Origin of the sequence: Stenotrophomonas sp. TWI819, from assembly GCF_039673075.1 — a bacterium.
GTDB lineage: Bacteria > Pseudomonadota > Gammaproteobacteria > Xanthomonadales > Xanthomonadaceae > Stenotrophomonas > Stenotrophomonas rhizophila_B.
In genome coordinates this window covers 137,903-159,404 of record NZ_JBDJKY010000007.1, presented here as the reverse complement: position 1 = coordinate 159,404, position 21,502 = coordinate 137,903, and the positions used below count along the sequence as shown (strand labels likewise).

At 66.1% G+C, this 21,502-nt stretch carries 14 protein-coding genes and 1 riboswitch; of the genes, 7 read left to right on the top strand and 7 right to left on the bottom strand.

What is annotated here, in order from left to right:
• The first annotated feature begins 24 nt into the window (after positions 1 to 24).
• The gene (locus ABE463_RS11720; protein ID WP_346468331.1) at positions 25 to 1,422 is read left to right on the top strand and encodes an amino acid permease; all 1,398 of its coding nucleotides are present in this window, start codon (positions 25 to 27) and stop codon (positions 1,420 to 1,422) included.
• Between the two features lie 783 nt (positions 1,423 to 2,205).
• On the opposite strand, the gene gcvP is transcribed toward ABE463_RS11720, so the two are convergent.
• Positions 2,206 to 5,085: an aminomethyl-transferring glycine dehydrogenase gene (gcvP, locus tag ABE463_RS11715; protein WP_346468281.1), complete on the bottom strand. Its 2,880-nt coding sequence runs from the start codon at positions 5,083 to 5,085 to the stop codon at positions 2,206 to 2,208.
• 89 nt (positions 5,086 to 5,174) lie between these two features.
• A riboswitch (glycine riboswitch) is annotated at positions 5,175 to 5,276 on the bottom strand.
• A gap of 280 nt (positions 5,277 to 5,556) precedes the next feature.
• On the opposite strand from gcvP, the gene ABE463_RS11710 reads away from it, so the two are divergent.
• Positions 5,557 to 6,780: a multidrug effflux MFS transporter gene (locus tag ABE463_RS11710; protein ID WP_346468280.1), complete on the top strand. Its 1,224-nt coding sequence runs from the start codon at positions 5,557 to 5,559 to the stop codon at positions 6,778 to 6,780.
• A 72-nt stretch (positions 6,781 to 6,852) separates the two neighbouring features.
• Entirely contained in the window at positions 6,853 to 7,239 is a 387-nt protein-coding gene (locus tag ABE463_RS11705) for a hypothetical protein (protein WP_259259515.1), read from the top strand.
• Positions 7,240 to 7,381: 142 nt separating this feature from the next.
• On the opposite strand, the gene ABE463_RS11700 is transcribed toward ABE463_RS11705, so the two are convergent.
• The 4 genes from ABE463_RS11700 to ABE463_RS11685 form a co-directional block, all read right to left on the bottom strand.
• Positions 7,382 to 9,376: a M2 family metallopeptidase gene (locus ABE463_RS11700; protein ID WP_123730506.1), complete on the bottom strand. Its 1,995-nt coding sequence runs from the start codon at positions 9,374 to 9,376 to the stop codon at positions 7,382 to 7,384.
• A 541-nt stretch (positions 9,377 to 9,917) separates the two neighbouring features.
• Entirely contained in the window at positions 9,918 to 11,570 is a 1,653-nt protein-coding gene (locus tag ABE463_RS11695) for a phosphoethanolamine--lipid A transferase (RefSeq protein WP_346468279.1), read from the bottom strand.
• The gene (locus ABE463_RS11690; RefSeq protein ID WP_346468278.1) at positions 11,567 to 12,337 is read right to left on the bottom strand and encodes a phosphatase PAP2 family protein; all 771 of its coding nucleotides are present in this window, start codon (positions 12,335 to 12,337) and stop codon (positions 11,567 to 11,569) included. The genes ABE463_RS11695 and ABE463_RS11690 overlap by 4 nt, the downstream gene beginning before the upstream one ends.
• 101 nt (positions 12,338 to 12,438) lie before the next feature.
• Positions 12,439 to 14,148: a glycosyltransferase family 39 protein gene (locus ABE463_RS11685; protein ID WP_346468277.1), complete on the bottom strand. Its 1,710-nt coding sequence runs from the start codon at positions 14,146 to 14,148 to the stop codon at positions 12,439 to 12,441.
• A gap of 130 nt (positions 14,149 to 14,278) precedes the next feature.
• On the opposite strand from ABE463_RS11685, the gene ABE463_RS11680 reads away from it, so the two are divergent.
• From ABE463_RS11680 to ABE463_RS11665, 4 genes are all read left to right on the top strand, one after another.
• Positions 14,279 to 14,980: a response regulator transcription factor gene (locus tag ABE463_RS11680; RefSeq protein ID WP_346468276.1), complete on the top strand. Its 702-nt coding sequence runs from the start codon at positions 14,279 to 14,281 to the stop codon at positions 14,978 to 14,980.
• Positions 14,967 to 16,298 (top strand): HAMP domain-containing sensor histidine kinase, encoded by a 1,332-nt coding sequence (locus ABE463_RS11675; RefSeq protein ID WP_346468275.1) that lies wholly within the window; start codon positions 14,967 to 14,969, stop codon positions 16,296 to 16,298. Before ABE463_RS11680 ends, ABE463_RS11675 begins: the two co-directional genes overlap by 14 nt.
• 114 nt (positions 16,299 to 16,412) lie before the next feature.
• Positions 16,413 to 17,663: a DUF819 family protein gene (locus tag ABE463_RS11670; protein ID WP_346468274.1), complete on the top strand. Its 1,251-nt coding sequence runs from the start codon at positions 16,413 to 16,415 to the stop codon at positions 17,661 to 17,663.
• Between the two features lie 264 nt (positions 17,664 to 17,927).
• Positions 17,928 to 19,064, top strand: a complete 1,137-nt coding sequence (locus ABE463_RS11665; RefSeq protein WP_346468273.1) for a DUF3103 family protein — start codon at positions 17,928 to 17,930, stop codon at positions 19,062 to 19,064.
• 117 nt (positions 19,065 to 19,181) lie between these two features.
• On the opposite strand, the gene ABE463_RS11660 is transcribed toward ABE463_RS11665, so the two are convergent.
• Both ABE463_RS11660 and ABE463_RS11655 read right to left on the bottom strand, forming a co-directional pair.
• Positions 19,182 to 19,406 carry a CstA-like transporter-associated (seleno)protein gene (locus tag ABE463_RS11660; RefSeq protein ID WP_019183464.1) on the bottom strand — a complete coding sequence of 75 codons (225 nt, stop codon included), beginning with the start codon at positions 19,404 to 19,406 and terminating at the stop codon, positions 19,182 to 19,184.
• Positions 19,406 to 21,487: a carbon starvation CstA family protein gene (locus ABE463_RS11655; protein WP_259259523.1), complete on the bottom strand. Its 2,082-nt coding sequence runs from the start codon at positions 21,485 to 21,487 to the stop codon at positions 19,406 to 19,408. The genes ABE463_RS11660 and ABE463_RS11655 overlap by 1 nt, the downstream gene beginning before the upstream one ends.
• Between the last annotated feature and the right edge of the window lie 15 nt (positions 21,488 to 21,502).

Here is a 21,502-nt window from a genome sequence, read left to right as displayed (position 1 = left end):
GTCGCACTTGTTGCCCGCCAATCGATTCCGATGCCCGCATCCCAGACTCCGGCTCCTGCCACTCCGCCCGCCGATACCCGCCTCGGGCACGCGCTCAAGCCCCGCCAGCTGATCATGATGGGCCTGGGCAGCGCGATCGGCGCTGGCCTTTTCCTCGGCTCCGGGGTGGGCGTCCAGGCCGCCGGACCGGCGGTGCTGCTGTCGTATCTCGTCGCCGGCGCGCTGGTGATCATCGTGATGAACGCGCTTGGCGAAATGGCCGCGGCCAAGCCGACCAGCGGCGCGTTCTCGGTCTACGCCGCGGACGCCATGGGAGCGACCGCCGGTGCCACGGTCGGCTGGCTGTGGTGGGTACAGCTGGTGATCGTCATCGCCGCCGAGGCGGTGGGGGCCGCTGGGCTGCTGGCGACGGTCTGGCCGGCGATCCCGGTCCCGATGGCCGCGCTGGCCTTCATGCTGTTCTTCACGGCGATCAACCTGCTCGGGGTGAAGAACTTCGGCGAGTTCGAATTCTGGTTCGCGATCCTCAAAGTGGCTGCGATCATCGGCTTCATCCTGATCGGCGTGGCCCTGCTGATGGGCTGGCTGCCGGACGTGGCCTCGCCGGGCCTGCGCAACTTCACCGAGCACGGTGGCTTCATGCCCAAGGGCCTGGCCGGGATCGGCGCGGCGCTGCTGGTGGTGGTGTTCGCCTTCGGCGGTACCGAGATCGTGGCGGTGGCTGCGGCCGAGACCGAAGATCCCGAGCGCAGCATCGCCCGCGCGATCCGCACCGTGGCGTGGCGCATCCTGGTGTTCTACATCGGCTCGCTGAGCGTGATCATCGCGGTGGTGCCGTGGACCAGCGAGGCGCTGAAGTCGCCGTTCGCTGCCGTGCTGGAAGCGGCCAAGATTCCGGGCGCGGCGACGGCGATCACGCTGATCGCGGTGATCGCGCTGCTGTCGGCGCTCAATGCGAATCTCTACGGCGCGTCGCGGATGATGTACTCGCTGGCGCAGCGCCGTGAGGCGCCGGCCGTACTGGGCTGGACCGATCCGCGCCAGGTGCCGATCATCGCGGTGCTGGCCAGTGTGCTGTTCGGTTTTGCGGCGACGGTGATGGAGCTGGTGTTCCCGGACAAGGTGTTGCCGGTGCTGCTCAACATCGTGGGCTCGACGTGTCTGTTGGTGTGGACGATTTCGTTGTTGTCGCAGTTGATTCTGCGCCATCGTGCGAACCGGGATGGGACGCGGTTGCCGTTCCGGATGGCGGGGTATCCGTATCTGACGGTGATCGGGTTGGGGGTGTTGGCGTTGATTTTCGGTCTGTTGTTGTCCGAGGCGCATACGCGGTTGCAGTTCCTGTCGATGGCGGCGCTGACGGCGGTGATTGCGGCGAGTAGTGAGATTGCGCGTCGGGTGCGTGCTGGTCGGGGCAGCTGACAGCCAGCAGCCAACGGCCAACAGCCAACAGCCAACAGCCGCAGGTTTGAGCCTCCGCTCGCCTGGGCGGGCACGGGTGGGTTGCCGGGACCCGCTGCAAGTACGTCCATGTAAGCTCGTATGCCGCCATCCATGGCGGCATACGGTCCCGCCAACCCACCCGTGCCCACCCTTTGACAGGGGGCTGGTGGGCAATGGGACGTCAAAAGCAGAACGCAGAACGCTGCCGAGCTGGTGCTGGGATGTTCGATGCAGTGATGCTGGCAACACAACACAACACAACACAACAAAACACAACACAACACAACGCTCAAAGCTCAAAGCTCAAAGCTCAAAGCTCAAAGCTCAAAGCTCAAAGCTCAAAGCTCAAAGCTCAAAGCTCAAAGCTCAAAACTGAATGCGCAATGCGTACTTAGCACTCAGCACTCAGCATTGAACGTTGGGCGCCCAAGCTGATGCTATGGACAGTCATCCGATGAGTGCATGAGGTGTTAGTGCTCGCCTCCGTTGCACGGCGATCGCGTTTGCTTTTTCAGAGGCAGCCGATCCACTGTCGAGGGCGGGGGTGTGTGGGTTGGCGGGACCGTTGGAGCGGCATGGATGCCGCTCACGAGCCTCCAGGGACGGATTTACGGCGTGTCCCGCGGACCCGCACACTCCTGCCATGCCACAGGGTCTCGCCGACGTTGATCTCGGCCGGTGCGCCAGATTGTGGGGGCATGAGGCAACACAAAAACGGCCCGCTTGCGCGGGCCGTCTGCTGTTGCGTCAGGGTAGGGAGGCTTAGACCTCCACGCCCTCGTCTTCCTTGTACGCATCGACCGGGATGCAGGCGCACATCACGTTCTTGTCGCCGTAGACGTTGTCCACGCGCGCCACCGGCGGCCAGTACTTCTGCTGGCGCAGGCTGGCCAGCGGGAAGGCCGCCAGCTCACGCGGGTAGGCATGGGCCCACTCGCTGGCCGAGACCGCCGTGGCGGTGTGCGGGGCGTGCTTGAGCGGGTTGTCCTCGCGGTCCAGACGGCCGTCTTCGATCGCGGCGATTTCCTCGCGGATCTGGATCATCGCGTTGATGAAACGGTCCAGTTCGTGCAGCGATTCGCTCTCGGTCGGCTCCACCATCAGCGTGCCGGCGACCGGGAAGCTCAACGTCGGGGCGTGGAAGCCGAAATCGATCAGACGCTTGGCCACGTCTTCGGCGCCGATGCCCGAGGTCTTCTCCAGCGGTCGCACGTCCAGGATGCACTCGTGCGCCACCAGGCCGTTGCGGCCGGTATACAGGGTCTTGAAGTGCGGGGCCAGGCGCTTGGCGATGTAGTTGGCGTTGAGCAGGGCCACCTGGGTTGCCTTGCGCAGGCCGGCGGTGCCCATCAGCGTGATGTACATCCAGCTGATCGGCAGGATCGAGGCGCTGCCGAAGCTGGCCGCGCTGACCATGCCGACATCGCCTTCGCCGCCCAGCACCTTCGGCAGGAACGGGGCGAGGTGCGACTTGACCGCACACGGGCCGACGCCCGGGCCGCCGCCGCCGTGCGGGATGCAGAAGGTCTTGTGCAGGTTCAGGTGTGACACGTCCGAGCCCCACTTGCCGGGCTTGGCCACGCCGACCAGGGCGTTCATGTTGGCGCCGTCGGTGTACACCTGGCCACCGTGCTGGTGCACGATCTCGCAGATCTCCACCACTTCTTCCTCGAACACGCCGTGCGTGGACGGGTAGGTGATCATCAGCGCGGCCAGGCGGTCGCTGTACTTCTCCGCGTTGATGCGGATGTCGTCCAGGTCGACGTTGCCGTTGGCATCGGTCTTGGTCACCACGACCTTCATGCCGCACATCTGGGCCGAGGCCGGGTTGGTGCCGTGCGCCGAATCCGGAATCAGGCAGACGTCGCGATGGCCTTCGCCGCGCGAGCGGTGGTAGGCGCGGATCGCCAGTAGGCCGGCGTACTCACCCTGCGCGCCGGAGTTCGGCTGCAGGCTCACCGCGTCATAGCCGGTGCACTCGACCAGCATCGCTTCCAGGCCGTCGATCAGTTCCTTGTAGCCGGTGGCCTGATCGGCCGGGGCCAGCGGATGGATGTTGGCGAATTCCGGCCACGTCACCGGGATCATCTCGGCGGTGGCGTTGAGCTTCATGGTGCAGCTGCCCAGCGGGATCATGGTGCGATCCATCGCCAGGTCCTTGTCCGCCAGCGAGCGCAGGTAACGCAGCAGTTCGTGTTCGCTGTGGTGGGTGTTGAACACCGGGTGGGTCAGGAAGTCGCTGGTGCGCACCAGAGCGGCCGGCAACGCATCGGCGGTGGCCGCATCCAGTGCATCCACGTCGACCGTGGCACCGAACAGCTGGCCGAGCGCGACGATGTCGGCGCGGGTGGCGGTTTCGTCCAGGCTGATGCCGACCGCATCGCTGTCGATCGCACGCAGGTTGATGCGCGCCGCCGCAGCCTTGGCGTGGATCGCCTTGGCGTCCACATCCTTGACGTGCAGGGTGTCGAAGAAGTGCTCGCCCACGTTGACGCCGACGCCGCGCAGTGCGGCGGCCAGGATCGCGGCCAGACGGTGGGTGCGACGGGCAATGCGGGTCAGGCCTTCCGGGCCGTGGTACACGGCATACATCGAGGCCATCACCGCCAGCAGCACCTGGGCGGTACAGATGTTGGAGGTCGCCTTCTCGCGGCGGATGTGCTGCTCGCGGGTCTGCAGCGTCAAGCGGTAGGCAGCGTTGCCCTGCGCGTCGACAGAGACGCCGATCAGGCGGCCCGGCATCGAGCGCTTGTAGGCATCGCGGCAGGCCATGAAGGCGGCATGCGGGCCACCGAAGCCGAACGGCACGCCGAAGCGCTGCGAGTTGCCGACCACGATGTCCGCGCCCCATTCGCCGGGGGCGGCGATCAGGGTCAGCGCCAGCAGATCGGTGGCCACGGCGACCAGGCCACCGCGCGCGTGCACGGCATCGGCCAGCGCCTTGTAGTCGCCGATATGGCCGAAGGTATCCGGGTACTGCAGCAGCACGCCGTAGGCTTCGGCTTCCATCGCCTCGGCCGGGGTGCCCACGCGCAGCACGATGCCCATCGGCTCGGCGCGGGTGCGCAGCAGTTCCAGCGTCTGCGGGTGCACGGCGTCGTGCACGAAGAAGGTATCGGACTTCGACTTGGCCGAGCGCTTGGCCAGCGTCATCGCTTCGGCGGCGGCGGTGGCTTCATCCAGCAGCGAGGCGTTGGCGATCTCCATGCCCGTGAGGTCGGCGCACAGCGTCTGGAAGTTGATCAGCGCTTCCATGCGGCCCTGCGAAATCTCGGCCTGGTACGGGGTGTAGGCGGTGTACCACGCCGGGTTTTCCAGCACGTTGCGCAGGATGACGTTCGGGGTGAGCGTGCCGTAGTAGCCCTGCCCGATGAAGGTGCGGAACACCTGGTTCTTGTCGGCGATGGCGCGGATTTTGGCCAGTGCCTGCACTTCGGTCAGCGACTCGGGCAGGTCCAGCGGTGCCGGCGATTTGATCCCGGCCGGGACAATCGCATCGGTCAGCGCGTCCAGCGAGGCGTGGCCGACCACGTCGAGCATCTGCGCGATTTCAGCGTCGTTGGGGCCGATGTGGCGTTCGACGAACGCGTGGCTGTGTTCAAGCTCGCGCAGGGAGGGGGTGTTCTGGGACATGGCTGGCATCTCGGAGAGTGGGCACGCACGTTCGGAAGGCGGCCGGGGCCAGGGCGCGTCGCGGGCGACAGCGATCCACCGGACCTTGCGGTCTTCCTGGGTGCCCCTCTGTCCTTTTGCCTGAGAGTTTGGAAGCGCGCATCTGCGGACTTCGTGCCCCTTCGGCGCCGGCACTCGCCGGTCTCTCCAGAGTTTTGATGCGGGTGGTATCGGGCCTGAGCGATTACGGGCGTTGCGCCTTCGGCAGCGGGTGTCCGCTTCTCCCACCATGTAGCGGGGCGATTATAGCCCAGCGCTTCGGCCCACTGGGCCTTTCCGGCACCTGAATACGGGGGCGCATGGACGCCTGAAACCGCCGCCGGGCATGGTGCCGGGGTCGGCAAAGGCCTATGATCAACGGATCCTCGTATTCATCTGGCGCCGCCCGTTCCGGGCCAGGCGCCCGCCGTGCAGTGCGCATGGCCGCTGACGGAAGCCCGCATGACGCCCGCCTCACCTTCGACCCGCCGTCTGGCCCTGCTGCTTGCAGGCCTGGCGATGTTCGGTCCGTTCTCGATCGACACCATTTTCCCGGCCTTCCTGTTGCTGGGCGAGCGCATGCAGGTGGACCAGGTCGCGGTGCAGCAGACCATCAGCGTCTACCTGCTGTTCTATGGCCTGATGAGCCTGGCGCACGGCCCGCTATCGGATGCCTTCGGCCGCAAGCGGGTGATCATCGGCGGGCTGGTGTTGTTCATCGGCGCCTCGATCGGCTGTGCGCTGTCGCGGGACATGACCACGTTGCTGGTGTTCCGCGCACTGCAGGGCGTGACTGCCGGTGTGGGTGTGATCGTCGGCCGCGCCGTGATCCGCGATCTGTACCACGGTGCCGACGCGCAGCGCTTGATGAGCCAGGTCTCGATGATCTTCGGCGTGGCCCCGGCGATCGCCCCGATCATCGGTGGCTGGATCCTGCTCGGCGGCGGCGACTGGCCGCTGATCTTCTGGTTCCTGGTGCTGTTCGGCGTGGTCCTGCTGCTGGCCACGGGCAAGTGGCTGCCGGAAACCCACCCGGTCGAGGCGCGCACGCCACTGTCGATGCGTGAACTGCTGCGCAGCTATGCCCGCATGGGCTCCAACGCGCGCCTGCTGCGGCTTTCGGCTGCCGGTGCGCTGAATTTCTCCGGCATTTTCCTGTACATCGCCTCGGCGCCGGTGCTGGTGATGCAGCACCTCAAGCTGGGCGAGGGCGGTTTTGCCTGGTTGTTCATTCCGACCATCGGCGGCATGACGATGGGCTCGTTCCTGTCCGGGCGGATGGCCGGGCGGATCCTGCCGCAGCGGCAGATCGCGATCGGGTTCGGTCTGTGCGCAGTGTCGGCCCTGCTCAACATCACCTACGTGCTGTCCGTGCAGCAGATCGCGCTGCCGTGGGCGGTGATGCCGATCTTCCTGGGCGGCGTGGGCATGGCGCTGATCTTCCCGGTGCTGGCGCTGGCGGTGCTGGACATGTACCCGCACCAGCGCGGCCTGGCGTCCTCGATGCAGATGTTCATCCAGCTGATGATCAACACCGTCGTGGCCGGTGTGGTCTCGCCGATGCTCAGCAGCAGTCCGGTACATCTGGCGTTGGGCTACATGGGCTTCTTCGCACTGGGCGGCTCGTTCTGGTACTGGGAGCGGTATTGCGAGCGCCGCCGCGAAGTACTGACGCCCATCGAGTAGGCCACGCAGCTGGCGGGACCATCAGGACCCGTGCGGTATCCTTTGCCCTTTCATGCAGTCCGGAAGTCCCTGATGTCGACCACCTCCAAACTGCGCCGCGACATCCGCCGGCGCCGTGAAACCCAGGCCGCCAACCGCGAGCAGGCCGCCACCCCGCCGGTTGAGCCGCACGCAGAGCTGCGCGATCAGCAGCGTACGCTGCTGGCCGGCATCGTCCGCCGCGACGGAGAATGGGTGCTGGGGATGGATGGCCGCATTGCCGGTCAGACGCCCAGCGCGGCGCGGGTACTGGCCCTGATCATGCAGGCCGCCGAACTGCACGAGCGGCAGGGCACCCCTGTCCGGCTGGTGTACTCGGATGCGTTGAAGGATGCCGCGCACGCCGAGGCCAAGGCCGATGGCATGGATTTCGAGCAGTTCAAGACCGAGCTGGCGGCTGCCCTGAAACCCAAGTCGTAGCGCTACGCCACGCGTGGTCGCACGTGCTCCCGGCCCATCGAGGCCGGACGCAGGCCAAAGCGTCACGGACAAAAAAACCGGCCTTTCGGCCGGTTTTTTCGTTGCGGGCTGTGGCCGGGCAGGGCCCGGCCCAACCCACGGGTTACGGTGCCGCGGGCGCCGTCGGTGCGGCCGGGGCCGCAGCGGTGGCAGGCGGCACCTGCCACCCACACATCTGGCCCTGGTTCTGCTGCTTGAGCCATTCGTTGACCGGGGTGAAGTACTCGATCATCGGGCCGGCATCGAGCTTGTCGCCGCCGGTGATTTCCTTCAGCGTGGCCTGCCACGGCTGGCTGGCGCCCTTGCTCAGCATTGCCCAGAACTTCTGGCCGGCTTCCTTGTTGCCGTAGAAGCTGCACTGGTGCAGCGGGCCCTTGTAGCCGGAGGCATCGCACAGGCCCTTGTAGAACTGGAACTGCAGGATGCGCGCCAGGAAGTAACGGGTGTAGGGGGTGTTGCCCGGCACGTGGTACTTGGCACCCGCGTCGAAGAACTCCTCACCGCGTGCGCTGGCCGGCGCCACACCCTGGTACTTGGCCTTCAGGTCCCACCACGCCTGGTTGTAATGGTCCGGGGTGATCGAGCCATCGAACACACCCCAGCGCCAGCGGTCGATCATCAGGCCGAACGGCAGGAACGACACGCCGCTCAGGGCCATGCGCATCTGCGCGTTGATGGTCGCCTCGCGGCTTTCCTGCGGGGTATCGACCAGGCCGATCGAGTTGAGGTACTGCGGGGTCATCGCCAGCACGATGGTGTCGCCGATCGCTTCATGGAAGCCATCGTTGGCACCGCCCTGGAACAACGGCGGCAGCGGGTTGTAGGCCAGGTCGTAATAGATGTGGCCCAGCTCGTGGTAGATCGTGGTGAAGTTTTCTTCGTTCGGCTTGATGCACATCTTGGTGCGCACGTCGCCTTCCATGTTCATGTCCCACGCGCTGGCGTGGCAGACCACATCACGGTCCAGCGGCTTGATGAACTGGGTCTTGTCCCAATACGACTTCGGCAGTGCAGGCATGCCGAGCGAGACATAGAAGTCCTGCGCGCGCTCGGTCATCTGCTTGGCGGTGCGCAGTTCGGCTTCACGCTGCGCCTTGTACAGCGCTTCCACGTTCGCGCCGCTGCCGGCCTTGGCCAGTGCGCCACTGAGGTTGGTCTGATACTGCTTTTCCAGTGCGGCGGTGATGTCCAGGTTGCCGGCACCGGGATACGGCTCCAGCTGGTCCCACAGGTTGGACCAGTCCTGCTGCCACATGTTGCCGGTCAGGTGCGCGGCGATCAGGCCGCCGTTGACCTCGGCTTTGTCCTTGCCGTACGTACCATCGAGCTTGGTACGGGCATAGCAGTGCAGCTGCTCGTACATCGGCTTGACCTGGTCCCACAGGCGGTCGGTTTCCGGGCCGATCTGGTCGGCGGGCATGTCATAGCCGCTGCGCCACATCTGGCCGGCATCGGCGAAGCCCATTTCCTTGGCGCCTTCATTGACCAGGCTGACGAAGCGTTCGTAATCGGCGCGCATCGGCTTGGTGGTGCCGTGCCAGCCCTGCCAGGCGTCGAGCTGCTTGTCGTAGTCGCGGCTGCGGGCGAGGACCTGTTCCAGATCGCCGAGCTGGCGGCAGGTCTGCGGGTTGGCTTCATCGGTGCAGTATTTGCCGGAGCCATAGGCGCCTTCCATGCGGCTGGCGATGCGGGTCAGCTCGGAGAGCTTGGCCGGGTCGCGCGGGGCGGGCATGGAGGTCATCAGCTTGAGCAGGTGGATCTGGCGCTTGGTGTCTTCGCTCATCGGCTGGCCGTCGTACTGGCCAGCCTGGGTGATCCAGCCATTGAGGACGGTGAGCCAGCGTTCGTTGGCCTTGGCCGCGACGCGCTCGGAATCGTCGTTGATGTAGGTCGAGGACAGCCACTGGGCCGAGGTCATTTCCGGGTACATGGCTTTGTACTCGGCGTTGACGCGGGCGATGAACTGGTCCGCGGTTTCCTTGGACTGGGTGGTGCCCGTGGCCGGTGCATCGGCGGGGGACGGTTCCTTCTGGCAGGCCGCCAGCGTCAGTGCGGCAGCACTGACTGCCAGGGCCAGCAGGAGCGGGCGGTGGTTCACGGGCACATCCTTGGGTGGTGACAGACCGGCGAAGGCTAGTGAAGCGCCGGGCGCACCGCAAGGGGCAGGGCAGCAAGGGGCGGGTCGATCGTCAGTGTCAACGACAGCTTCAGCGGCAACTTCAACGGCAACTTCAACGGCGAAGGTTTGGCGGCCGTGTTACGTGGGGAGGGTCGGTGTGGGTGGGTTGTCGGGACCCGCCGTGAACCCGTCCATGGGGGCTCGATATGCGCCATCCATGGCGCATAACGGTCCCGCCAACCCACCCACACCGCCCCGTCGACAGTGGGTCGGTGCGCATGGAGAAACAACGGCGTTCAGAGCGAACGTTGACTGTCTAAGCGAATGTTTTGCCTTTGCCTGCCGTTCCGACAACGCAATCTGTGGGGGCGAGGCAGGCCATACCGTGGCGGGACCGTCGGGCGCCATGGATGGCGCACGTCGAGCCCCCATGGATGGGTTTACGGCGCGTCCCGCCACGGTATGGCCTGCCTCGACCCAAACGGAAGAGCGAATAGCTGACAGCAGTGGTCGTTCCGCTTCAAACCTCGCACGACGCAAACAGATCCCGGTCACGTTCATACACCGACGTCTTGACCTGCATCAGTCCGAGTACCGACGGGAACAGATTGTCGTGGTCGGTGTACTTGCCCGCCCGCTGCCGCACGCAGGCCAGGTTGAGCCCACGGTTGGCCGCGAAGGACGGCGAGAACCACATCGTCATCGGCACGCGGGTCTGCTCCTGCGGCGCGATTGCATACGGCACGCCGTGCAGATACAGGCCCTTTTCGCCGAGCGATTCACCGTGGTCGGAGAGGTAGATCATCGCCGTGTCGTAGTCGTCCATGCCCTTCAGCGTGCCGATCGTGCGCGAGAGCAGGTGATCGGTGTACAGCAGCGCATTGTCGTAACTGTTGGTGATCTGCTCGCGACTGCACTTGCCCAGATCCGGCGTGTCGCAGGTCGGCGTGAAGCGACGGAAGCGCGCCGGATAGCGCTCGAAATAGCTCGGCCCGTGGTTGCCCAGCTGGTGCAGCACCACCACGCGGTCTCCCGGCCTGGCGCGGACCTGGGTGGCCAGATCGTCGATCAGGATCTCGTCCATGCAACGCCCGTTGGCGCACAGGGTCGGGTGCCTGGCATCGTCCAGTGGCTGCATTTCCAGGCCTTCGCACACGCCCTTGCAGCCGGACTGGTTGTCGCGCCACAAGGTGCTGATGCCCGCGTGGTCCAGCACGTGCAGCAGTGACTGGTGTGCGCGGATCTTCGTTTCGTCGTAGTCATGCCGCCCATACGGCGAGAACAGGCACGGCAGGGAGACCTCGGTACTGGTGCCGCATGAGTGCATGTCGGGGAAGTTGATCACCCCGGCCTGGGCCAGTTCCGGCGTGGTCTGCCTGGCATAGGCGTTGAGGCCCCAGTTCTGCGCGCGTGCGGTCTCGCCCATCACGATCACCAGCAGGCGCGGGCGGCCGCCTGACGCACGTGGGGTCGCTTTGGCATCCATGCCGATCGGCAGCTTGGGAGCGCGCTGGATCGGATTGTCGCCGCGCAGCGCCTTGGGCAGGCCGAGCAGGAAGTTGCCGGGCGTGGCCAGGTAACGCACCTCGCGCTGGTTGCGCATCAGCGATGACATTTCCTGAAAGGACAGCATCGCACCGCCGAAGGCGATCAGGGTCGACAGCAGCAGGAAACCGATGCGCCACAGCAGCGCGCCGCCCAGCGTGCGTCGGCGCAGCTGCACGCGCCACAGCAGCAGCATGGGAGCGAAGGCCAACAGCAGCAGCGGCAGGATCAGCGTAGGCGTGATCAGCTCGCCGCTTTCCTTGTGATCGGTCGCCAGCACGTTGCGCAGCATGTCCGCATCCAGATAGATGTGGTAACTGCTCATGTAGTGCGCGGCCAGTGCGGTGCCGATCAGCAGCACGCTGATCACGACTTTGGCATTCCATCGCCAGACCAGCAGGCCCATCAACAGACTGTGCGCGCCGACCAGGAACAGCAGCAGCGAGAGCGCGAAGCGGACGCTGCCCGGGTGGGTCGCCATCGCGCTGTGCCAGAACAGCCCATTGCAGGCCAGCGCGAAGAACACGCTGGTGAGCAGGATGAGGGTCTCGGTCGTGCACTGCGGGCGCCAGGCACGCAAGGTAGCCAGCGCCGGGAAGCGTGTAGCATGCGGGAGGGTGGCGCTCATGCCGCGTCTCCCTGCGCACCGACGGGCGCCGTGCTGCGTTCGCGCAGCCGGATGCGTTCAACCAGCAGGTACAGGCCCAGCGATACCACCCAGCAGATGGCCAGTGTCCACAGATCATGTGACAGGAAATGCGCGCCACGCAGTTGCTGCGAGAACCCGAAGACGCCGCCGGTCAGCAGGCCGACCGCCAGGCCGCGCCTGCGCCAGGCGGGGCGCATCATCAGGGCGAAGAAGTACAGGCTGACCCACGCAAAACCCGCGCTGGAGTGCCCGCCGGGGAAGCAGACCCCGCGCGGCATGCCCGGTGGGCGTGTGGCGAACAGGCCGATGAACCCGCGGGTGCCGCCGTAGCGGGTGAGATCCCACGGGCAGTCCATGTTGGTCAGTGACTTGAGCAGCGAGACCAGACCGGTCCCCAGCGCCACCGCCAGCACCAGATACAGCAGCGGCCAGCGCCACGCGACGGCGCGCTCACTGCGCCAGGCGTGGAAGCACAGCACGATGGCCACGAGCGCCGCCACACTGCTGGCCCATTTGCCGGCCTGATGGACCAGGTGAGTGGTGAACCAGGCGTTCTGCAGCGCCCACTGCCGCCCCTCCAGGCGATACCACTGGTCGGCCAGCCACTGGTCGCCCCCGGCGCCCATCAGCGCAGCGCTGGCGAGCAGGGTCAACGCCAGCGGAACCCATAGGTGGTCGCGGAGGAAGTGCGGCGTGGCTGTCGCCACTGGCGCGGAGGAAAGGTCAACGATGGACGCTGGGAACATGGACAAAGGGGCCGGCGGGAGATTCCGGCGCCATGGTCGTCAGCGGGGTGTCGGAGAGCGGTCGGAGCGATGTTGCCCGTCGGTTAAGCGCGGCCCATCGTTCAGTCTTCTTCGTCCTGCCCGGTGTCGCTGGCCGTCACTGCGGCATGGCAGTCCGCTCGCCACGCGCTGCCCGGGAACAGCAGCCAGCGGTTGCGGTTGGCGCTGCCGATCTCGATCACCGCCGAGGGATCCACGCACGGGCTGATCGCCTCATCAAGCACCAGCAGCCAGCGCTGTGCTGGCGCCTGCGCCAGCCACGGGCCGGCGGCCTGCCATTGCTGCTCCCACGGCGTCTTGAAACCGAAATCGGTGACGGGGCGGTCGGCCTGCAGCAGGTTCTGCTCGCGCCAGGCGACCACGCCCAGTTCGGCATCCGGCCCGATCCGAGCGCCCACGCGCTGCTTCACCGCCGAGGCGGAGCTGTACGGGTCCAGGGTCGGCATCAGCACCCAGCCGTACAGATTCCAGAGCAGGAAGGCGGTCGCCACCACCAGTGCGCCCGCGCGCCGTTGCCGCCACCACAGTGCCAAGGCCAGCAGCGCCACGCCGAAGGCGATCAGCCAGCCGCCGAGCACCGGCAGCAGCGAGTCGGGCATCGCGCGCCGCGCCAACTGCGCGTGCGCCCAATCGCTGCCGCCCAACAGCTGGGTACCCATGTACAGCGCAGCAGCGCCGAGGACGACGACATACCCCCACAGCAGCCAGCGGAGCCAGGCCCGGCGCAGCAGACCGGGCAGCAGCGGTGCGGCGGCCAGGCACAGCGCAGGCAGCATCGGGAAGATGTATACCTCGCGCTTGCCTGGGCTGGCGCTGAAGAAGACCAGCACCAGCACGGCCCAACCCAGCAGCAGCCACCAGCGCCCATCCAGGCGGGTGAGGCGGCGCCACCAGGCCGGGATCAGCGCCGGCAGCAGCAAGCTGCCGGGCAGCCACAAGGTCACCATTACCTGCAGGTAGTACCAAGCCGGCTTCACGTGGTGCCAGGCGTTGGCGTAGCGGGTGCCGGTCTGCTTGAACAGCAGTTCGCGTGCATAGGCGTGCAGGGCGGGGTCGGGCGAGTGCAGCAGCGCCACCCCCAGCGGTGCCAGCCAGACCGCGGTGCCGAGCAGGAAGGCCGGCAGCAGCCACCACAGATCGCGCGCGGTGCCTGGCGGCAGCGTCGTGCCACGGGCGCGCCAGCGCCACAGGGCAAACGGCACCAGCACCAGCAGCGGCAGGAAGCCCACGCCCTTGGTGACCGTGCCCAGCCCGGCGGCGAAGCCGGCCAGCCACAGCACCGGCCGGTTGCGGCGCTCCAGCAGGTGGCGCAGCAGCCCCCACAGCGAGAGGGTCGTCATCGCCACCAGCACCATGTCGATCTGCGCGCGTTTGGCCATCAGGCCGAACTGCAGGCAGCTGAACAAGGCGAGCGTCGCCCACCAGCCGATGCGTCGGGTCCACAGGCGTCGGCCGAGGTCCCAGGTCAGCCACAGCGTGAGCAGCGCGGCCAGCAGCGAGGGGACCAGAAAGGCGAGGGCCCAGCCGTCGAACAGTTGATGGCTGGCCGCCTGCATCCACATGAAGACCGGTGGCTTTTCCGCATACAGCTCGCTGCCACGATGGGGCAGCAGCCACTGGCCGGACTCGACCATGGCCCGTGCTGCGAGCACGAAACGCGGTTCATCGGGCGGGGAGGGCTGGCGCAGGCCGATGCCGGCGGCCAGTGCCAGCAGCAGGGCGAGGCAGACCAGCACGCGCGGCCATCGCCGTAGGAAGAAGGAGTCAGGCACGCGCAGGCTCGTCGGCAAAACAGCCACTGTCTCCCCGACAGCGTAGGAAAAGCGTCGTAACCACCCCATTGCGACCGGATTCCGACATGGTTGCCGCTACCATGCGCTCAACCGGTCACGAGAGTCTCCCATGCGGCTGCTGGTCATTGAAGACAACCGTCAGCTGGTTGCCAATCTATTCGATTATTTCGAGGCGCGGGGCCATGTGCTCGATGTCGCGCCCGACGGGGTGACCGGCCTGCACCTGGCCGTGTCGCAGCCCTATGACGCGCTGATCCTGGACTGGATGCTGCCGCGCATGGAAGGCCCGGAAGTGCTGCGACGGCTGCGCGCCGACCACGGTTCGGAAGCGCCGGTGATCATGCTGACCGCACGCGATGAACTGCCGGACAAGATCGCCGGCTTCCGTGCCGGCGCCGATGACTATCTGACCAAGCCCTTCGCACTGCCCGAGCTGGAAGTGCGCCTGGAAGCATTGATGGTGCGGGCCAAGGGACGCAACCCGCGCAAGGTGCTGGAAGTGGCCGACCTCAAGCTCGACCTGGCGACGCTGGAAGCGCATCGCGACGGCAAGGTGCTGCATCTGTACCCGGCCTGCCGCAAGCTGCTGGAAGTGCTGATGCGGGCCAGCCCTGGCGCGGTCACTCGCCAGCAGCTGGAGTTCGCGCTATGGGGCGACGAGTTGCCCGATGGCGATCTGCTGCGCTCGCATGTCTACGAGCTGCGTCGCAGCGTGGATGGCCCGTTCCAGCAGAAGTTGATCCATACCTTGCCGCGGGTTGGTTACCGCTTGGGTGTGTCGGCTGCGGACAGTGCAGATGACGCGGCATAAGCGCACGCCAACGCCAGCACCGATGCACCGGCGCATGGTCTGGTGGTTGCTGGGCTACCTGGCGCTGATCTCGCTGGCGGTGTTCAGCGTGGGCAACTACGTGCACGAACACGCCGAGCACTCGGCATGGCGCGCGCTGCTCAACTCCGAGCTGGACAGCATCGTCAACCACATCGAGCACGAGCCGCATTACCGCTGGCAGGATTCGGACACGCTGCGGTTGTTCTACCTCAACGGCAGCCCGACGGTGCCGGAAAGCCTGCGCACGTTGCATCCAGGGTTGCACGACGGTGTGGAGGTCAACGGGCGCGCCAGCGCGGTGATGGTCCGCGAAACCGCGCAGCTGGGGCGGCTGGCGCTGGTGCTGGACATCAACGATTTTCACGAGCTGGAACAGTTCGCCACGCGCTGGGTGCTGCTGGCCGGCGTGCTGATGATCATCGTCACCGTGTTGATGGCGTCCTTCGGCGTCGGTCGTCTGGTGCGGCCGCTGAGCTCGCTGGCCAAACGCATCGACGACCTGCACCCGGGGGTGCCCGGGCAGCGGGTGGAGGTGGACCCGCGCGCCAGCTCCGAGCTGTACGTGATCGCCAATGCGTTGAACGACTATCTGGCGCGCAACGAACAGTTCGTTGAACGCGAGCGGATCTTCATCAGCACGGCCAGCCATGAACTGCGCACGCCGATCGCGGTGATCACCGGGGCCGCCGAGCTTGCGCTGGGCCAGCCGGAGATTTCCGACCGCGCCCGCCAGCAGATGCAGCGTGTGCATCGCACGGCCCAAGGCGTGGAGCAGCTGATCCAGCTGCTGCTGGTGCTGGCGCGCGATCCGGCACGGCTGGCGGCACTGGGCGAGCGCATTCCGCTGGATCTGCTGGTGCCGGACATCATTGAAGACCATCGTCACCTGATGGGCGATAAGGACCTGCACTTCGAGATCGATGGTCTGGCGCGGGTGGATATCGTCGCGCCACTGGGCGTGGTCCAGGCGGCGATCGGCAATCTGCTGCGCAACGCGATCGAGAACAGCGGCCGCGGCACCATCCACATCCAGGTGTCCGATCAGGCGGTGGTGACCCTGCAGGATCCCGGGCTGGGCATGAGTCCGGAAGAAATCGCCGCCGTGCACGCACGCATGGCACGGGGTGACCGCAATGAGCAGAGCGGGATCGGGCTGGAGCTGATCGCCCGGCTCTGTGAACACCTGGGCTGGGCGCTGCAGATCGCACCCTGCGTGCCACGCGGAACCTGTGTGATTCTCGATCTGGGTGCCTCGCTGACGGAGGCCAACGGACGTCCGTCGCTGCCTGAGACGTAATCAGCCCGAGCGCTGCGCTGCAAAGTGTGGCGTCGTGAAGACAATGTTAAGCTCCGGAGGCGCCGCTCTATGCGGCGCTTTTTTTTATCCCTTCGATCGACAGAGGATGGCGTGATGCCGACCGAACCCAGTACTGCCCTGATCACCAATGACATTGTCGGCCTCGGCCTGATCGCCGCTACCCTTGCCGTGATCTTCTGGGCCGCCAGCGGCCCGACCCCGATCCTCAAGAAAATTTTCGCGTGGGTGCCGGCCCTGCTGCTGTGCTACTTCATCCCGGCCATCTACAACACCGCCGGCCTCATCGACGGCCACAACACCTCGCTCTACAACCCGATCGCGCGTGACGTGCTGCTGCCCGCCGCGCTGGTGCTGCTGACGCTCTCGATCGATCTGAAAGGCATCCTGAAGCTGGGCCCGAAGCTGCTGGTGGTGTTCTGCGCCGGCACGCTGGGCATCATTCTCGGTGCGATCGTCTCGTTCCAGGCGATGTCCTGGATCCACCCGGCCACGGTGGCTGGCGATACCTGGAAGGGCATGGCCGCGTTGGCCGGCAGCTGGATCGGCGGCGGTGCCAACATGGTGGCGATGCGTGAAGTGTTCGGCACGGATGCGACCACCTTCGGCCAGTTCGCTGTGGTCGATGTGGCCTGCGCGAGCCTGTGGATGGCGGTGCTGTTGTTCCTGGCCAACCGCGCCCAGCAGATCGACACGCGCAATGGCGCCGATACCCGCGCCATCGATGAGATGAAGGCGCGGATTTCCGCCTACGAGGCGCAGAACGCGCGTATTCCCAGCCTGACCGACTTGATGGTGATCGTCGGCGTGGCGCTGGGCGGCGTCGGCCTGGCGCATGCCATCGCGGCGCCGCTGAGCGGCTGGTTCAAAGCCAATGTGAGCTGGGCCAGTCAGTTCAGCCTGGACAGCGCGTTCGTCTGGGTGGTGCTGTTGTCCACGGCGCTCGGCCTGGGCCTGAGCTTCACCCGTGCGCGGCGGCTGGAGTCGGCCGGTGCTTCGCGGCTGGGCACGTTGTTCCTGTATTTCCTGATCGCCTGCATCGGCATGCAGATGGACCTGCTCTCGCTGCTCGATCGTCCGTGGCTGTTCGCGCTCGGCGCGATCTGGATGCTGACCCACATCCTGGTGCTGTGGATCGCCGCCAAACTGCTGCGTGCGCCGCTGTTCTTCTTCGCGATCGGCTCGCAGGGCAATATCGGTGCAGCCGCATCGGCCCCCGTGGTCGCCGCCGCGTTCCATCCGTCGCTGGCGCCGGTCGGCGTGCTGCTGGGCACTGTGGGCTATGCCACCGGTACCGGCCTGGCGTATGTGACCGGGCTGATCCTGAAATGGATGGCGGGCGCGTAAGCGCGCGCCACGTTGTCGACTTCCGGGGCGGCCTTGATGGCCGCCTCTTTTTTTGGGCGGCGATGATCCGCTGAACGGCATGCGTCTGGGACCCAGGTCACGCGCCGGTGTCAGAAATGGCTGCATGCGACACGAACTGTGAAAGGCGTACGGAATCGTGCTGGCACCGCCGCGTAAGGTCCGGCGGCATGCACTGTGCTGTGCGCCGAACGCGCATGGCATGGATCCTTTGTCGACGGCAGTCGACACCTATCAGGAAGCACGATGAAGACGAAAGACGTGTTGATGTCGGTGATCACCGCCGGCGTACTGATGTTCGCTTCTGCAGTGTCCGTAAAGGCCGCCCCGGGCGAGCGAGGGGGTGTGCACGCCGTGGCCGATGCAAGTGCACGCGATGTGGCTGCGTGGCTCGGGCAGCCGGCACGGGCCGGCGCCCTCGTCGATGCGCTGGCGGCGCACCCCGGGCGCGGGCTGCCGTTGACCGCGGTCCTGGCCGAGAGCGATCCGGGAGGGAACAGCCTGGCGTCGCGGATGCTGTCCGAACGCGATGATCTGGTCCGCCGGTACAAGGGCCTGCTGGCCGCAGATCGTGGGTTGCTGCAGGTCCGCAGCTTCGTGCCTGCCGGGCAGACGCTGAGCGCAGTGGCGCCTGCCGATCTCTGGGTGGCAGTGTTGCCCAAGGGAGACGACCGCACCTGGACCTCCCTGGTGGCCTACGACCGGCACGGGCGTCAGCATCTGCTGGACGCGCAGGTAGCCCCGACCTTCCCGGTATTGATCGTGGACATCGATACCGGGCAGGCGGTCCAGGAAGGCATGGCCCTGATCAATGCCGGGTTGCAGGCGAGGGGACTGCAGTCGGCCGACCGGCTCACGGTGGCCGCCGATGGAGCGACCTCCCTGGATGTCACCCGGCTTGACCGTATCCGCCTGGCCAATGACGGCGAGCCATGGGCGTTGGGCGGCGCGGAAGTGTTCGCCGTGGTGTCCGGGCTGCAGACAGGCAAGGCAGAGCCGGAGATGGCCACGGTGTCACTGCCGTACCTGGACCATGACAAGACCGATTACACCCCGGGCCAACCCTTGGTGATCTGGGGCAACTACCGTTTCGACACCGCCAACGTGCAACTGTTCGAAGACGATGGCGACACCAACTATAAAGACCTGCTGATCGCCCTCACCGAAGGCGTGAAGCTGGCGCTGGGCGCCTTCGCCCCGGAGTACGCGGTGATTGCCGATATCGGCGGTGCGATCCTCAAGGCCATGCCGAGCGGCTGGTTCACCAACGATACCGACTACCTGGACAGCTTCTATCTGCTCCAGCGCGGTCAGACCTATACCGGACGGATGGGCGCAGCGAACAATGCACAGGTAACGTTGAGCCCCCTCACGCTCCAGTAGCGCCGGCCGCGCTGGCTGGCTGCCCCTGAGGCCTGTCGCAGGCAGTGGCAAACGCGACCTGACAAAAAACGGCGGCGCTTTCGCGCCGCCGTTTTCGAGTGCATCCGCTACCAGAGGTCAGCAGCAGCGTCCCCCGTTCTTGCCGCTGTAACGCGCCTCCTGGCGCTCGCGGAAGAACGTCTTGTAGTCCATTGGCACACGGTCCGGATGCTTCTCCAGCACATGCCGGACGTAGTTGTCGTAATCAGGAATGCCGCAGCACAGCCGTGCGGTCTGCACCAGGCGGCGCCAGATGCGGCGGTGGGCCTGATACTGACCGGCGGGGACGAGTTCAGTACTCATCACAGGTCCGCCATCTGGTGCGGCTCAAGCGCCACGTACGGGGTTTCCTTGTCGGTCCGCTGCGGAGCGCGGCGGGCCATGAAGATGGTCTTGATCGCGTAGAACAGGATCGAGAACACCACGAACAGGAACAGCACGGTCAGGCCGGTGTTGACGTAGGCGTTGACCACGATCTGATGCATCTGGCCGACGGTCTTGGCCGGCGCGGTCAGCGTGCCGCTGGCGATCGCATCCTGGTACTTGTGCGCCTGGGCCAGGAAGCCCTGGGCCGGGTTCTTGTCGAAGATCTTGATCAGGCCCGCATACGTGGTGCAGATCAGCAGCCACACGGCCGGCACGCCGGTCACCCAGGCGAAGCGGTCACGCTTCATCTTGAACAGCACCACGGTGCCGAGCATCAGCGCGATACCGGCCAGCATCTGGTTGGAGATGCCGAACAGCGGCCACAGGGTCTGGATGCCACCGAAGGGATCCACCACACCCGTGTAGAGCAGGTAGCCCCACAGCGCCACGCAACCGGCGGTGGCGATGATGTTGGCGGTCCATGATTCGGTCTTCTTCAGGGCTGGGATGAAGTTGCCCAGCAGGTCCTGCAGCATGAAGCGACCGGCACGGGTACCGGCATCGACCGCGGTGAGGATGAACAGTGCTTCGAACAGGATCGCGAAGTGGTACCAGAACGCCATCATCGCATTGCTGCCGCTCGGGATCGCCTCGTGCAGGATCTGCGCGATGCCCACTGCCAGCGTCGGTGCGCCACCGGCGCGGTGCAGGATGGTCGGCTCGCCGATGGCCGCGGCGGTGGCCTCCAGCTGCTCGGGGGTGATGATGAAGCCCCATGTATTGCTGATGTAGGCCGCAGCGGAGACCGCATCCGGGCCGATCACGGCGGCCGGTGCGTTCATGGCGAAGTAGATGCCCGGATCGATGATCGAGGCGGCCACCAGCGCCATCACCGCGACGAACGATTCCATCAGCATGCCGCCGTAGCCGATGTAGCGCATGTGACGCTCATTGGCGAGCAGCTTGGGCGTAGTGCCCGAGGCGATCAGGGCATGGAAACCGGAGACCGCGCCGCAGGCGATGGTGATGAACAGGAACGGGAACATCCCGCCTTTCCAGACCGGGCCGTCGCCACTGGCGGCAAACTGGGTCAGGGCCGGCATCTTCAGTTCCGGCATGACGATCAGGATGCCGATCGCCAGCGCCACGATGGTGCCGATCTTGAGGAAGGTGGACAGGTAATCGCGCGGGGCCAGCAGCAGCCACACCGGCAGCACCGAGGCGACGAAGCCGTAGCCGATCAGCATCCAGGTGATCTGGATGCCGGTGAAGGTGAAGGCCGGGCCCCAGACCGGATCGGCGGCGACCTTGCCACCGAACCAGATCGCGGCCAGCAGCAGGATCAGGCCGACCACGGAGATCTCGCCGATCTTGCCCGGGCGGATGTAGCGCATGTACACGCCCATCAGGATCGCGATCGGCATGGTCGCGATGACCGTGAACATGCCCCACGGGCTCTCGGCCAGCGCCTTGACCACCACCATCGCCAGCACCGCCAGGATGATGATCATGATCAGGAAGGCACCGAACAAGGCAATGGTGCCAGGCACCGGCCCCATTTCCTCACGCACCAGGTCACCCAGCGAGCGGCCGTTGCGGCGGCTGGAGAGGAACAGGATCATGAAATCCTGCACCGCGCCGGCCACGACCACGCCCACCACCAGCCAGAGCAGGCCGGGCAGGTAGCCCATCTGCGCGGCCAGTACCGGGCCGACCAGCGGGCCTGCACCGGCGATGGCGGCGAAGTGGTGGCCAAACAGGACGTGCTTGTTGGTCGGGACGTAATCCAGGCCATCGTTGTTGATCACCGCGGGCGTGGCCCGGGTCGGATCGAGCTGCATCACCTTGTCGGCGATGAACAGGCTGTAGAAGCGATACGCGATGAGATAGATGGAGACCGCAGCGACGACGATCCACAGCGCATTGATGGGTTCACCGCGGCGCAGTGCGACGGTGCCTAGACAGAATGCGCCAAGCAGTGCGATGACTGCCCAACCCAGTTTCGAAAAGCCTTTCATGAGATTGCGTCTCCC

Bases quoted from the DNA above. Each gene is read 5' to 3' on its own strand.
- ABE463_RS11670 (WP_346468274.1), top strand. From the start codon at position 16,413: ATGCCGACCGAACCCAGTACTGCCCTGATCACCAATGACATTGTCGGC.
- ABE463_RS11705 (WP_259259515.1), top strand. From the start codon at position 6,853: ATGTCGACCACCTCCAAACTGCGCCGCGACATCCGCCGGCGCCGTGAA.
- ABE463_RS11660 (WP_019183464.1), bottom strand. From the start codon at position 19,406: ATGAGTACTGAACTCGTCCCCGCCGGTCAGTATCAGGCCCACCGCCGC.
- ABE463_RS11690 (WP_346468278.1), bottom strand. From the start codon at position 12,337: ATGTTCCCAGCGTCCATCGTTGACCTTTCCTCCGCGCCAGTGGCGACA.
- ABE463_RS11710 (WP_346468280.1), top strand. From the start codon at position 5,557: ATGACGCCCGCCTCACCTTCGACCCGCCGTCTGGCCCTGCTGCTTGCA.
- ABE463_RS11655 (WP_259259523.1), bottom strand. From the start codon at position 21,487: ATGAAAGGCTTTTCGAAACTGGGTTGGGCAGTCATCGCACTGCTTGGC.
- ABE463_RS11680 (WP_346468276.1), top strand. From the start codon at position 14,279: ATGCGGCTGCTGGTCATTGAAGACAACCGTCAGCTGGTTGCCAATCTA.
- gcvP (WP_346468281.1), bottom strand. From the start codon at position 5,085: ATGCCAGCCATGTCCCAGAACACCCCCTCCCTGCGCGAGCTTGAACAC.
- ABE463_RS11695 (WP_346468279.1), bottom strand. From the start codon at position 11,570: ATGAGCGCCACCCTCCCGCATGCTACACGCTTCCCGGCGCTGGCTACC.
- ABE463_RS11675 (WP_346468275.1), top strand. From the start codon at position 14,967: ATGACGCGGCATAAGCGCACGCCAACGCCAGCACCGATGCACCGGCGC.
- ABE463_RS11665 (WP_346468273.1), top strand. From the start codon at position 17,928: ATGAAGACGAAAGACGTGTTGATGTCGGTGATCACCGCCGGCGTACTG.